The 15,227-nt window shown below is 57.5% G+C and carries 5 protein-coding genes; all 5 read right to left on the bottom strand.

Annotated elements, in window-relative coordinates; genetic code table 11:
* Positions 1-37: 37 nt before the first annotated feature.
* A complete protein-coding gene (locus ACE3TY_RS01065) occupies positions 38-11,620 on the bottom strand; it encodes a calcium-binding protein (RefSeq protein ID WP_374650074.1) in 11,583 nt (3,860 codons plus the stop codon).
* Positions 11,621-11,673: 53 nt separating this feature from the next.
* Positions 11,674-12,279, bottom strand: coding sequence for an imm11 family protein (locus ACE3TY_RS01060; RefSeq protein ID WP_374650072.1), 606 nt, complete (start codon positions 12,277-12,279; stop codon positions 11,674-11,676).
* Positions 12,280-12,408: 129 nt separating this feature from the next.
* Positions 12,409-13,221 (bottom strand): DUF4261 domain-containing protein, encoded by an 813-nt coding sequence (locus ACE3TY_RS01055; RefSeq protein WP_374650070.1) that lies wholly within the window; start codon positions 13,219-13,221, stop codon positions 12,409-12,411.
* Complete coding sequence (locus ACE3TY_RS01050) at positions 13,218-13,724, bottom strand: hypothetical protein (RefSeq protein ID WP_374650068.1); 507 nt, start codon at positions 13,722-13,724, stop codon at positions 13,218-13,220. The genes ACE3TY_RS01055 and ACE3TY_RS01050 overlap by 4 nt, the downstream gene beginning before the upstream one ends.
* 82 nt (positions 13,725-13,806) lie before the next feature.
* On the bottom strand, positions 13,807-15,225 hold the full coding sequence (locus tag ACE3TY_RS01045) for an HlyD family type I secretion periplasmic adaptor subunit (protein WP_374650066.1): 1,419 nt from the start codon (positions 15,223-15,225) through the stop codon (positions 13,807-13,809).
* Between the last annotated feature and the right edge of the window lie 2 nt (positions 15,226-15,227).

The raw sequence follows: 15,227 nt of genomic DNA, 5'->3' as shown, positions 1-15,227 counted from the left end.
CGAACGAAGTGGTTCTTCATATCATCTAATCAGTTTTCTAATGCCAAGCCGCCGCGAGGGTCGGCGTCAGACTCTGCAGCACAGCGGAATCCAGGGTCATCTGGCCAAGTGGCGGCGGACTGAATGACACCATAGCTGATCGCAACTGCTCGACATCGCTCGCTGTCGCGTATTTTCCATCGGACAGCTGGATACGATCAAGCTGCCGATCCGTGCTGCTGTACCAGCCCTGTACAGTCACTGTATCGTTCGTGCCGATGATCGTCATAAGGAGATCATTGCCGGCTTGGCTGAACCAGAGCTGATCTGTCGCTACGCCCGCATCGATTGCAAGCTTATCGGCGCCACCGTCGGTATCATAGGCGTCAACAGTATCTGCGCCGGCGGATAGGCCGAAACGAAACTCGTCGGCTCCCTGGCCACCGGAAAGCGTGTCGTTACCTAAGCCACCCTCCACGATATCGTTGCCATCACCGCCATTCAATGAATCCGCACCAGCTGCGCCATTCAGCGTGTCATTCCCTGCGCCACCCGTCAGGATGTTGACGCCGGAATTGCCAGTGATGAAATTGTCCAAGGCGTTGCCGGTGCCGTTTATTGCGGAAGTGCCAGTTAAGGTCAGGTTTTCGACATTTGCCGCCAGCGTCGAGATCGTGATCGAGCTCTCGATTGTATCGATACCTTCTGCCGCATTCTCAGTGATCGCATCGCCGGTCGCTTGGACGATGTAGGTGTCATCGCCGATCCCACCGGCCATGGCGTCATTTCCGGAACCACCGTCGAGGCGGTCATTGCCGGCCCCGCCTGTCAGCGCGTTGTTTCCGCTATTCCCAGTGATGACGTTGTCGAGCGCGTTGCCTGTGCCGGCGACGCCTGAACTGCCGGACAAGGTCAGGTTCTCAAGATTAGCGCCAAGGGTCCAGGCGATCGAGGACTGAACAGTATCGATTCCTTCGTCGGCACTTTCCGTAGTCTGGTCACCGGCATTGTCCACCACATAAGTGTCGTTGCCTGTTCCACCCACCAGAGTATCAGCCCCTGTGCCACCGTTCAGTGTGTCGTTGCCATCACCGCCGGTCAGCAGGTTGATGCCGGTGTTGCCTGTCAAGATATTGTCGAGAGCATTGCCCGTACCATTGATCGCTGAAGATCCGGTGAGGGTCAGATTCTCCAGGTCGGCGCCAAGCGTGTAGGTCAACGAACTCTGCACGGTGTCCGTGCCCGCATTTCCAATCTCGCTCACCGCATCCCCTGCATCGTCCACGACATAGATATCGTTGCCGAGGCCGCCAATGAGTGTATCGGCACCCGCACCGCCATTCAGCGTGTCATTGCCATCGTTCCCGGCCAGTGTGTTAGCACTCGTATTGCCGATGATGACATTGTCGAGAACGTTGCCAGTGCCATCGACAGCGGCGGCGCCAGTAAGAGTGAGGTTCTCGATATTGGCACTCAGTGTCCATGTAATGGCACTCTGAACCAGGTCCGCATTGCCTTGGTTGGCTGCCTCGATCACCACATCATCAGCGTCGACCACATAAGTATCGTTGCCGGCGCCACCCACCAGCGTATCCGCGCCCGCGCCACCATTCAGCACGTTGTTTCCGCTGTTCCCGGTGATGACATTGTCGAGCACATTACCTGTGCCGTTGATTGCGGAACTCCCGGTCAGAGTAAGATTCTCAAGATTGGCACCGAGGGTCCAGGTAATCGAGGCCTGGATCAGATCCATGCCCTCATCCGCATTCTCCGTCGGCACATCGCCGGCATTGTCGACCACATAGGTGTCGTTGCCAGTTCCGCCGAGCAGCGTATCCGCCCCGGTCCCGCCGTTCAAAGTGTCGTTTCCGTCGCCGCCTGTCAGCGTATTGACGCCCGTATTTCCGGTAATGACGTTGTCCAGCGTGTTCCCGGTACCGTCTATCGCAGCACTTCCAGTCAAGGTGAGGTTCTCGAGATTGGCACCGAGCGTAAAGGCGATAGAACTCTGTACGGTGTCCGTCCCTTCATTCTCCGCTTCAGCCGCCACGTCACCGGCATCGTCGACAACGTATATGTCGTTCCCCAAGCCACCGGACAATGTATCGGCACCGGCTCCACCACTCAGGGTGTTGTTGCCAGCGTTGCCGGTGATGGTGTTAACGGCCGCATTGCCGGTGCCATTGATGTTCCCGGCGCCAGTCAGGGTCAGGCTTTCGAGATTTGCGGCGAGCGTCCAGGTGATCGAGGATTGCACCGAATCCGTGCCCTCACTTGCTGCTTCCGTCGTGGCATCGCTGGCATTGTCCACGATGTAAGTATCGTCGCCGAGCCCGCCGATCAGTGTATCCGCCCCAGCGGCACCGTTCAGGGTGTCATTGCCGGCGCCACCCGAAAGCGTATTGACGCCGCTGTTACCGGTAAGCGCATTGCCGAGGGCGTTACCGGTCCCGCCAATTGCTCCTGTGCCGGTCAGAACGAGATTCTCGACATTGTCCGAAAGGGTCACCGTGACTGAGCTCTGGACTAAGTCAATTCCTTCTTCCGCCGCCTCTGTCACAGCATCGCCAGCATTGTCCACTACAAAGATGTCGTCACCGAGGCCACCGATCAGGCTGTCAGCGCCTGCTCCACCGTTCAGCGTGTCATTGCCGGCACCGCCGGACAGCACATTGATCCCGGCATTGCCCATTACGAGATTGTCGAGTTCATTTCCTGTTCCATCGATTGCGGAGCTTCCGGTAAGGGTCAGATTCTCGACATTTGCCGAGAGCTGGAAGGTTGCCGATGCCTGGACGAGATCAACGCCTTCGATAGCGTTCTCAATGACCAGGTCGGCACTGTTGTCGACGATATAGGTATCATTCCCGGTGCCACCGGCCAGTGTATCTACACCAGCGGCCCCATCCAGCACATTGTTCGCGCCATTCCCAGTGATCATATTGTCCAGCTCATTGCCGGTGCCATTGATCGCCGCCGCGCCGGTCAGAACCAGGTTCTCAATGTTGGCGGAAAGCGTCCGCGTGACAGAAGACTGGACCAGGTCGACACCTTCTCCGTCGACCTCCGTCGTCACATCACTGGCATGGTCGACAACATAGATATCGTCACCCTGACCACCCAGCAGCGTATCGGCGCCTGCGCCGCCATTCAGCGTATCATTGCCCAACCCGCCCGTGAGCGCGTTTGCACCACCATTGCCGGTCAGAATGTTGTCGAGTTCGTTCCCGGTACCGCTATAACCGGAGCTGCCAGTGAGTATGAGGTTCTCGAAATTGGACAGCAGCGTATAGCTCGCCGAGATTCTGACCGTATCGGTCCCCTCATCGAGGCCCTCGGCAAGGGTGTCAGTTGTGTCGATGATGTAAGTGTCGTCTCCGGTACCGCCGGTGAGACTGTCGGCACCGGAACTGCCGTCTAGCGTGTCGTTCCCACCACCGCCGAAAATACTATCGTTCGAGGAGAACCCTGTAATTACATCGTCGCCAGCTGTTGTCGCTCGCGACATATACTCACTGCGAAGTATCGCTTGTGTCCAAGTCACTCCATCGGCAAACGATATGTATTCGATGGAATTCCCGATCAGCCCATATCTAAGATAGATTGAACCGGCGTCACCTGCGCCCGGGAGTGTTTCTGGTATAACAATGGTGACATGGTCGCCGTTTCGCACCATGAACACTTCGGATGATTCTACATCGGAAAGGACAAGATTGTCATAACCGCCACCGACGAGGGTATATTCGTTTATAACATCATTGCCATCGCCTCGTGCATAGAGATAGGTATCCCCACCGCTGTCACCCGCAAGCGTGTCATTGCCCTTGCCGCCGGAGATCGTATCTGCGACGCCGCCGAATCCGATGATGGTATCGTCGCCGGCTGTCGTTGAATCGGCGATAGACCGGATTCGAAGATCTGCCTGTGTCCAAATAGTTCCATCGGCGAATATTACCTGTTCAATGGAATTTCCGGCCAGGCCGTATCGCAGATAGACAGACCCGGCATCACCGGCACCGGCGCTGCTCTCACCGATGACTATGGTTACGTGGGAACCGTCCCTCACAAGCGACACATCTTCCGGATTGATGTCCGAGAAAATGAGTTTGTCGGGGTTACCATCGACTAGGGTGTACTCATTGATGACATCATTGCCATCACCCCGCGCATAAAGATAACTATCTGCCCCACCGTTGCCAGCAAGAACGTCGTCTCCGCCACCACCAGTTATGACGTCATCCAATCCACCGAATCCAGCGATGGTGTCATTGCCTATTGTAGAAGCATCGGCGAGAACGCGGACACGGAGATCTGCTTGCGTCCAGATCGTCCCATCGGCGAAAAGGATCTGTTCAAGACAATTTCCGTTAAGACCATATCGCAAGTAGACTGATCCTGCATCACCCGCACCAGGGCTGCTTTCACCAATGACAATAGTTACATTGTCACCATCCCGAATGAGCGAAATTGCCTCGGGATTGATATCAGCAAAGATCAGCTTATCGTAGCCACTACCAACCAGTGTATATTCGTTAATGGTGTCGTTCCCATCGCCTCGCGAATAGAGGTATGTGTCACCACCAGCGTCTCCTGCGAGGACATCATTGCCTAGGCCGCCAGAAATGATGTCGGCTGCAGACGATCCCGACACAGTATCGTCGCCGGCAGTGCCGGCCGCAGTGATTAACATGGTACGCAGCGTTGCCTGAACCCAGGTTGTCCCGTCGGCAAACACAATCTGTTCGATCGAATTCCCATCCAACCCGTATTTAAGAAGTATGGATCCGGCATCTCCGGCTCCTGGCGCACTCTCGCTAATAACAATGGTAACGTCGTCGTCAACTCTCAACAGCGACACGTCGGCTGGGTTGATATCAGAAAGGATCAGCTTATCGGTGCCGCCGCCGACAAGAGTGTACTCGCTAATAATGTCATGGCCGTCGCCTCTGCTATAAAAGTAGCTGTCGCCACCACTGTCACCGGAAAGTGTGTCGTCGCCTTCTCCACCTGTGATCTGGTCGCTTCCGCCACCCGCACTAATAGCGTCGTTACCGGCACCGCCCGAGATAGTGTCCGCGACACTGAACCCCTGTATGGTGTCATTGCCCGACGTCATGGTCGGGGCCAATACCATTGTCCTGAGGTCTGCCTGACTCCAGATTGTGCCATCGGCGAAGACAATCTGATCAACGTAGTTTCCATCGAGTCCATTCAACAGCAGGATCGAGCCGGCATCTCCAGCGCCGCTGCTACTCTCCCCAATGGCAACTGTCACGTCGATCCCGTTCCGTACCAGCAACACTTCACCTGGATTGATGTCGAAGAACACCAACTGGTCAGTTCCGTAGCCGTAATAATACTCGCTGATTGTGTCGGATCCGTCTCCTCTGGCGTAGACGTAACTGTCTCCGCCATTGCCACCGGTCAGGGTATCGTCTCCCTTACCGCCGGCGATCACATCGGCAACATTGAATCCAACGATCGCATCGTTGCCGTTGGTGGCTGCCTGCGCGAGGACCAGCGCCCGAAGATCTGCTCGTGTCCAGATCGTTCCATCGGCGAACTCGACCTCCTCCACGCCACGTGCATCAGCATCATCAAGAGTAGTCTTAAGAAGTACTGAACCGCCGTCACCGGCACCGAGGCTGCTTTCGTTGACGACAACTGTTAAATCAAGGCCATTTCGCTGCAACGAAACATCGCTTTGATTGACATTTGAGAACTTCAGTCTGTCGATGCCGCGTCCATGGGAGTATTCGGTGATCGTATCGTGACCATCGCCCCGCGCGTAAGCATAGGTGTCACCATCCTGGTCACCCGCGAGCTGATCATCCCCCTTTCCACCGGTTACAACCTCGCCATATTCTGAACCGGTGATGCTGTCATTCGCGTCCGTGCCGGTCGCCAGGATGTTGAAGAGCGTCCATTGCGTCACTGTGCTGCCATCGGAAAAACGCAACGCCTCAATACCGCGCCAGTCCGGCCCGATACTGTTCTGAGCCGCCTGATGGGCGATCGTGATCGACTCACCCGTGTCCGCGATCGTAATGACGACATCCATGCCGGAGCGGGACAGCACCAGATCGGCAAAGGTGATGCCTTCGCCAAACTGAATGACATCGTTATCGCTCGAAAACACCTTGTCACGATAATCGTCCACGATGTCATGACCATACCCACGATCAAAAACATAGACGTCCGATCCATTCTCGCCCTTCAGCAAATCATTGCCGGCGCCGCCATCAAGCCAATCGCCACTCGAGAACCCGGAAATGACATCTTCGCCATTCGTCGATTGCAGAAGCACGTTCTGGATCTCTGTGCGGCCCCATACAGTACCGTCGGCAAAGCGGAACTTCTCGATCTCATGGTCGCGGTTGCCAAGCTGACCCGACCATACCTGGTTGCGGATCGTCAGGCTGTCATCTGTATCCAGCACCGACACTATGACCGAATTACCCGACCGCCAAAGCTTAATGTTCGCTGCCGATATTCCTTCGCCAAACTGGATGGAATCTTCGGTGTCGCCGAACACATTCCACCACATGTCGTAGACCGTATCCTGGCCATAGCCGAGCCCGAAGACATAGGTGTCACCATTGTCGCCGCCGGCCAGATAGTCATTGCCAGCGCCACCATCGAGTACGTCATCGCGGTCAAATCCATAGATAGCGTCGTCGCCATCGGTTCGGGACTGCTGGATGAGGCGATCCATGAGCTGATTAGCAGTCAGCGTCGTGTCCTTGAACGCGATGTTCTCGATCTGATTCATAAAGAAGGGGTTGCCGACACCGAGATAGCCGCCGTCAAACTGGTCGTTCAACGTGACGGTGCTGCCATCGCTCAGCGAGATCGTCACGTCATGGGACGTCGTCGTCCGTTGGAAGGTGGCATCGGCCAGGTTTACGTCCTTGATTTCCAAGGTGTCGTCATGGCCGCTGAAGAGGTTGGTCCAGTAGTCACGGATGACATCCTGCCCATAGCCCAGGCCAAAGACGTAGGTATCGTTCTCCTCGCCACCGGAAAGATAGTCGTTGCCAGCGCCGCCATCCAGCCGATCCTGCCGGTCGAATCCATAGATGGTATCGTTGCCATCGGTCTTAGACTGGGTGATCAGGATATCCATGATCTGATTGGCCGTCAGGTCGAAATCCTTCTCGAAAGCGAAGACCTCGATCCGATCCATCCATTTGACATCGAACAAGCCGGAATAGGAGCCATAGAACTGACCCTGAATGGTCAGCTGATCCGTTGTATCCTTGAAGCCGATCTTGAGATTTTTGGAATTGCCATCACGCGAAAAGACCAGGTCGCTGCGCTTGATCCCGGGGGCAAATGCCAGGATGTCGGTTGAGTCGACCAGAATATCTGATTGCGCCTCTTGAATGGAATCCTGGCCATAACCGCGCCCGAAGATGTAGACGTCCCCCCAGTCACCGCCAGACAGGTGGTCATTGCCCGCCCCGCCATCCAGATAGTCGATAGTATCGGTGCCGATAATCGTCTCGTCCGCGGCTGAGGTATGTGACACGGCCTTGGCCATATCGCCCATATCCCACGACACGCCATCGACAAACACAATGTTGGTGACCCCGGTGTCGTCCGAATAGTCGCCGCCGAGCAGGGCGGGAGCAATGCCTTCGAACTGGCGCTTGATGCGCAGTTCGTTGTCGCCGACCTTGGTGCGGATGATCAGATCCGTGCCGTCGCGGAACGCCTCGACATCGGTCGACTTATATTGTGCGAAACGGATGATGTCCTGGCCGCGGTTGGAGAGGACGCCCTCGATGTCCTGAATCTCGTCATGACCGAAATCCTTGCCGATGACATAGGCATCGTCATTGGCCTCGCCGATGACGGTCTGGTCGCCGGCACCGAGATAGAAGATCTCGGCATCGCCGGTGCCGTTGACGGTTCCGGCACCCGTCTTGATACCGCTACGGTCGATGCCGAGGAGGCCCGCCGCATCGACCAAGCCGAAGCTCGGCTGCACATTCTCGTGGGCGGCGACGATGTTGGCGAAGAGATAGCTCGCCGTGACCTGCAGGTAATCCTCGCCGCGGTCGAACTCAGACACGACGAAGGCCAGAATTTCCTGCCAGGATTTGACGGTCGCAAGACCGCCGCTGGCATTGGCCTGCGTGAAGACCTGTTCGAAAACCGGCACCAGGCCGCGATCCGTCGTCGGGTTGAAATCGTCCTCGACGGGATCATAGGAGATCCCGGCAAAGGTCGTCCCCGCCTGTGGCCCCTGCACGCCAAGGCGCACGACGGCGCGGTTGAACTGGCTGAACAGCTGTTCCAGACCGGCGATGGCCGGGGTGAGCGCGCCCGTGATGTTGGCCGCTGTCGGGTCGATGTCAAACGCATCGCCCAGGAAGCGCTCCAGAAACTGGATCTGCACGCCCGTCACCATGTCATAGGATTCGTTCGTCCCCAGCGGCGTCGCCAGCGCTTCGGCAAGGCTCGGATGCGCGATGGTATTGCCGCCCGCATCCTTCACCGTCCGGCCGCTGGCGAAGTACCAGTAGTCGCCCGACATCTGGGTCGGAACGCCGTTCACATCCTCGGTCCAGGTCACATGCTTGCGATAGGCGAAATCGACCACTTTGGGCGCGTTGCTGTCGTCGGTGCGGGTGATGACGTGAATGTCGGCGCGCGGCTCTGTGCCGAGGTCGGCAGTGACCGGATCGGCATTGGCCGGCAGGGGCATGGCCGCCATCCAGCGCGTGAAGATCGGCATCGCCGCCGCCCGCCACGCGCCGAGATTGCTGCCGGTGAAGTTCGCCATCAGGCCGGGCAGATCCTCGATGAGGTCGGCGACATGGCCGGGTTGGCCGGGGGCCGGGTTGCCCGGGTTGGCGGCGGACGTCGCGGCCTCGTCCAGCGTCAGCGCGACGCGGAGATCCGCCAGCGTCCCGCGCCCGGTGAGGTTGGGGAGCATCGCCGCGCGGGTGGAGACCGTCTTGTCGCCGAGATAGGTGGTGATGAAATTGTCGATGCGGAAGCGCACGTCGCTCACCGTGCCGGTCGTGCCATCGGCGCGCGTGAACTGGGCTTCGCCGGCGATGGCATTGGTGACATTGGTCTTGCCGGGCGTTGCCGTCACATTGAGCGAAATAGAACTGATGCCGGCGGCGGCCAGAGACGTCAGCTCGTTCGCCTCGGAGATCTGGTTCTGGTTGAGGTCCCGCCAGACCTGGAGGCCAGCAGCCGCGGCCTCCGTTGCGTCGATGATCTGATCTGCATTGGTGTCAAATGCCGATAATTCGGCAAAGCCGTTCTGGCTCGGGCTGCCGATGAGGTCACCGATGCCATCTATCGTGCCATTGGCATTCTCGTCGCGCACTAGGAAGCCGTCATCGGACTTCACCCAGCCAGTCGGCTCGGCGAAGCCATCGCCGTCCATGTCGAAGCGCGTTGGGCCGCCATAGCTGACTGAGGAGAGTTCGAGGCCGTCGCCATCAAGGTCCAGCACCAGCGGGTCGATGCCCTCCCAGAAGGACGTGCCGGTAAGAGACTTGGCCATATGGCCGACGATTGTGCGCCAGCTTTCATTCCACCAGCCGTGCGGAAAGGTGTTGCCGATGAGGTGCTGTACTTCAAAGGTGTACTCAAATAGGTGAATGCCGGCTGTCGAGGCGCCGTTCAGGCTGTCTTCGAAATTGTCAATCCACAGAGTGCGGTCTTCCCAATTGTCGTAGACCAACCGCAACGGATCGACGATCGCCAACTGATGGGCGCCGTTCTTGGCATACTGAAAGAACCCTCCGGCACCACTCATCCAGGGGCTATCGGAATCGCCGTGTCGGAAGCCGCCGGTTAGCTCGATACCGAACCAGGAAACGACATCATCGGCATCCATATCATGAACAAGCACATCGCTGGAAAAGTAGACCGTGTTCGCACCACTACCGACCCAGATTTCGGAGCCCGAAGACACGCCGGGAAGAATGATGTCGTCTCCCAGCCCGGCATCAACGAAGATCCAATTGTCGCGCGAATTCCCTTCGCCGCCGGACAGAACGCTGCCCCACGCCCCGACAAGGTCGTTGCCGGCCCCACCTTTCACGTATCGCACGCCATGTCCAAGGACAAACAACCAATCCTCGCCATCGCCGCCATCGATGACGCCACCATCGCCCCCGGAATTGAGCAGCCCACCTGCTGCAACGATGAAGTCGTTGCCGGCCCCGCCGTCGATTTTGCCAAATCCTAGATGCGCCAGAATATCATTGCCTTCATTCCCGAAGATTTCGGCGGCATCGAAGCCAACCATATAGTCTTGGGTCGCGGTTCCGCGCCCGGTCATTAGGCCATCGACAATCATGGCCTCTCGGAAGTTGCGAATGAAATCGGGAGTGATCGACTCAATGACGCCAGCGACTGTGTCCGACGTTTCATCCATCAACGCGATGATCGCAGATAGCTCTTCTGATTCTGGATAGACTTCATCCCTGAGCTCATGCAGGGACTCTCGCAGCGACTCAAACGAGAAAGCTACGCCGGCCGCGAGCAGCATGCACATCCCCACCTCTCCAAAAAGGAGGGATACTGTGCCCGCCGCCAGCCCAGACATCGCCATGCCGTAGGCCGCCGACTCCAAGTTCTCAACAGTCAATCGAGACGAGAAGTCGTTCCAGATCTGCTTATAGGCTTCCTCTTCGTTTGAGGGGAGATTGTGGACGTAAGTGATTCCGTTGGCAGCCAGGGTTGCGCCACCCGTCGCAAGGCCGACCACACCGAACATTCTAAATTGCGCCTTTACAGTAGAGCTCCCGGAATCATCGGGCAGGAGGTTCTTCATCAGGTTTGCGAATTGCGAAAACTCCTTATTGCTGAATACCGCCAGTCGAGCTGCCGTATTGTTCTCCCCAACTGCCGTATGAAAAGCCAGCGCGCGTTGAAACGGCGAGATTTTCTCACCCGCCGCACCGATGTCATACCACGCCGAAGTCGAAAGCAGACCAGCGCGGTAATTGGCATCCGTGTATACTTTGCTGGTAAGGAACCTCTGATAAGCCGCCTGCGCTTGTGCAGGACTGGCGCCCCCATTGTTGATTCCGTAGTCGTTCCAAACGTCGGCCTGCGACGTAAGTTCGGTTGAAAGGATCTGTCGGAGAAAGTTATCTCTGCCATTCAACAAGAACGCAGGAGCAAATCGCTGCCTGTCCGGGTCCCACTGCGACACCATTCCCGACTTCAAGAACAATTGGAGCTTGTCAATTTCTAGCTTGGCGGAACCGAATGCCGCTCGTATCGCTTGATCCTCACTCACACCATTCGCAACATCGATGGCAATTTGTGCTCTGACCGATGTTTCCATTTGGTCAAGAATTGCCATCACAAATTTGCTATAGGCTGGGTGCTCGCCCACGTGTCTTGAGATGCCCGTGCTGTAGGCATCTGAAGCTTTGCTGGGAAGCCAAATTCCATTCGTCTGGAACGAATTCTGATTGTAACCGGCGCCCTCAATAATCGTCATTGCTTTTAGGAGCCAAGAGCCGGACGCAACCTCGTTGGGAATCAAATGATGGCCTTGGACCGCCATTGAAGTCGGTCGGGGTTCACCGGTAAAGCTTCCGGTGAACCCCGGCAGGCTCACTACCGCTTCAGTTAAGCTTGCGATCGAGTAGTCCATCTAACCCCCCGGTAGAAATCAAAACTGAGAACGCAAATCAAGCCGTGCGCGAACTACTCTTCGGCCGCTGGAAAGACGGTGAGTCTCTTAAGCCGTGCTGTCTCAACAGCTCTCATCAGTTCGTCAGAAAAGAACAGCAAGCGGGGAAGCACGTTTGATGTGCGCCACATGTGTTTCCCCTCCACGAGATCCTTCTTCAGGACTAAGCCACCTGGCGACTTAATCGCAACGCGGGAGTATCGTGTCATCTTTCCGCTACCGGACATCGCCTCCCACTCATGCAGGTAGACGGACGACTTTTCGACTACGACTGCGTCAAGTGCATTTACAGCGTTGAAGACGAAGCACTTCGGATCGCTCGCGCCTCTTCCATTCCCTTCGAACTCTATCGGGAAGAATTGATGAACGTTGGGTTCGAGTTTCTCCACGATTGAGCGGAAAGTATCCGAACAGACTGGCAGAATCCCAACCCTGAAGAAGTCTGGCAACACCTTATGGGAACTCACCTGCACAACTCGTAGAACTTGGTCCGAATAGCCTTCAACGAAGGCGCCGCTCTCGAGATCCTGGCCTTTAAACCAGTTCGTCGAGGGGACGACGTTGAATTGTGGGCTGTAACGCCTCTCCCACTCGCTGAAATCCTCAACATACCAAGCCATTTTGGCCACCATCTTACGAGTATGATCGGACGATATTGTCCAACTAAGTCGCGTCACGATTTTGAGCCGTCGAACTATCAACTTTGCGACAATTTGTTCTGTTCTGCAGTGAGCGAGCGCGCCCTACCATCACTCGAGCATGAGGTGAAAGACCGGGAGACCACGCACCCGCGCACTATTGACAAGATGGATCCTGAACTTCTCTTGTCCGGTTACGCCCGCTGTCTCTCCGTCCTTGAGGACCGGGCCATTTTGGAGAAGGTAATTGGATAGAGAGACGGCTCGCGCACTTACATCCCTCGGCTTCATCCTCACGGGATCGATTTCAATCTCTCGTCCAGCAAATGGGATCAGGCCTTTCGTCATCGCTCCGACTGAGGAGTCGTCTCCGCCGTGGATGAGATAGAGGCGCAACCAAAGCTCTGTGGGGATCACGCCTCTTGCCAGCTCGACACCAAGTTCCTTGGCGCGACTGGCGGGAATACCGACGCCCGCCCCGATCCAATGGAGGCCAATAGCGGACTCTAACAGGTGCACGAGAGAAATACCGACGAGCGTCATTGCCAGAGCACAGCTGAACGCTTCTTTAGGTTTGGTAAAGCTGTCCAATGTCGTAACAAGAGCGTGCGCGCGCTGGGGCGCCAGGGCCTCTTTTGCTTCGGGCCAAACAGGATCCGGACCATTCGATAGGGAAATTGCGTCCTCTGAGGCAGGCTGATCAAAGAACACTACCACAACAACGACACCGTCGATGTAGAGGAGAAGTGCGCCGTCGTCGTCGCGAACGCTTGCACGAATGGAATTGCGTTGGCTGGGCCAAATCCTTCCAATCTCCCGAGCAATTTCAAAAGCAGAAATCCGCTGAGACTCACCGAGAGTGACCAATGCTGTAAATCGTTTTTGCGCGGACATTTCTTCAGAAATATTGGATGTGGCGTTCACTGCCCTGCCTCCACTTCACTCGTCGGTTGGAGTGAGGTCTTTACACGAGTAAGGAGCTCACGCAGGGGTTCGGCGGCGCCAACGCCCGTCATGATGTATGGCGTCTTGCCGCTTCTCCACTCGGGGGGGGCCAACCGCGCCACTTGGCCAGCCTTCTTCTGAGTATCGAGTTTCTGCTTTACCTGCTCAGACACCATTGCCCAGGTAACCATCGCGACCGCCACTGGCACTGCGCGCTGCTCATCGGCGGTGCCGTTCTGGTCGCCATCTTTTCTGGGCACAGTGCGAGCAAAGGCAAACTGCACTTGGTTGAGAAGAAGGGCCGGAAAGAGAAGCCACTCGAGATCCGCAATACTATAATGTTTGTATGGATCTGTTCGCATGAACAGTCCGACGGCATCAGCTATTGAAGCTGATGCAAGTCGGACGGACGTCCACCTGTCCGCGGCAGACATGGCTTGAGTTCCCATTTCTCGTTCAGCTTTTGGTTTCACTTCCTGCATATCTCACTCTATTGAGCTAGAATGGGGTTCTTCGGCATGATGCCGCGCCCCAACGCGTATACTAGTACAATTTCGCTCCACGTCACCTCTCCCTCCCCGCCTCACCACTCATCTTCAGCAGCGGTGAGAGCACGAACTTGATCAGTTTCCTGGTCCCGGTCTTGATCTCCGCCGCGGCGACCATGCCGGGGGAGAGGTGGACCATCCTACCATCGACATTCATTGTGTCCGTCTCAAGGCGGATGCGCGCGAGATAGGTGAGGCGCGGTGGCTGGCCGTTGCCGCTCTGCTGCTCGACCGCATCCTCCGAGATCGTGACGACATGGCCGATGAGCGTGCCATAGCGGGTGAACGGAAAGGCATCCAGTTTCACGACCGCCTCCTGGCCTTCGCGCACGAAGCCGATATCCTTGTTCTCGATCTCGGCCTCGATCTCGATGCCGGCGTCTTCCGGGACGATGACCATGATCTGTTTCGCGGGTTCGACCACACTGCCGATCGTGTGGAGCTGCAGCTGCTGCACCGTGCCGGCGACCGGCGCCATGAGACGCTGGAGCGACTGGCGCTGGGTGGCTTTCTTCAATTCCTCGGTCAGTTGGCCGACCTTCTCTTCCGCTTCGGTCAGTTCCATGAGGCGGTCGCGGTCGAACTCTTCCTTCACCTGCGCCATCTGGCGCTGGGTGCCGGCGATGGCAGTGCGGGCCTCGTTCATCCGCGCCGCAGCCATATGGCCTTCGCCTTCGAGGGCAATGAGCTCCTGTTGCATTTCGAGGAATTGCTGCTTCGGCGTCAGGCCCTTTCCGAGAAGCCCGCGGCGGGCATCAACCTGTTCTCGATTCAGCGGCAATTGCGCCTGGATTTTTGCGATCTCGGCCTGCGCCGCGACACCGCCGGCGCGCTGGCGTTCCAGTTCGCGGGCGAGGCCGGCTAGTTTCTCCGCCTGCTCGCCCAATTGCGTCGCGCGCAAGGACCGGGCGAGGGCCAGGGTCGCGGGATCGAAGCCGGTCAGGGCATCGTCGGGCGCGTCCAGCACCTCGCCGCCGGCCAACCCCAGGATCGAGCGCAGGCGCGCCACCAGCAGGGCCTGGCGGGAGAGATCCTTGGTGAGACGGTCGGTGTCGGCGCCGGTCGAGGTTGAATCCAGTTCCACCAGCAGATCGCCTTTGGCGACCTTCTGCCCCTCCTCGACCGCGATCGTGGTGACGACACCGGTCTCGAAGGCCTGGATGACCTTGGTGCGGCCGGAGGGCACGATCTTGCCCTGGCCCACGGCGACGATGTCGATCTCACCCACGCAGGCCCAAAGCAGGGCGATAGCGACGAAGGCTGAGATGGCGAGGGCCACGGCGCGGCCCAAAGGCGAAGGCGGCGTTTCCAGCACCTCGACCGCGGCTGGCAGGAACTCCCGCTCATGGTCGTTGCCGTTGAACATGCCCCCAAGCTTGCCCATGGCTTCGCGCACGCGGCCAGGGGGGAGTGCGATGACGTTGTCAGTGGACATGG

It is taken from the genome of Dongia sp. (assembly GCF_041918875.1).
Taxonomy (GTDB): Bacteria; Pseudomonadota; Alphaproteobacteria; order Dongiales; family Dongiaceae; genus Dongia.
The sequence above is the reverse complement of the archived record's forward strand: the minus strand, read 5'-3'. Positions and strand labels throughout refer to the sequence as shown.

What these genes read in the sequence shown, in the direction of transcription:
- ACE3TY_RS01065 (WP_374650074.1), bottom strand. Translation starts at nt 11,620, where the DNA reads ATGGACTACTCGATCGCAAGCTTAACTGAAGCGGTAGTGAGCCTGCCG.
- ACE3TY_RS01060 (WP_374650072.1), bottom strand. Translation starts at nt 12,279, where the DNA reads ATGGCTTGGTATGTTGAGGATTTCAGCGAGTGGGAGAGGCGTTACAGC.
- ACE3TY_RS01050 (WP_374650068.1), bottom strand. Translation starts at nt 13,724, where the DNA reads ATGCAGGAAGTGAAACCAAAAGCTGAACGAGAAATGGGAACTCAAGCC.
- ACE3TY_RS01045 (WP_374650066.1), bottom strand. Translation starts at nt 15,225, where the DNA reads ATGTCCACTGACAACGTCATCGCACTCCCCCCTGGCCGCGTGCGCGAA.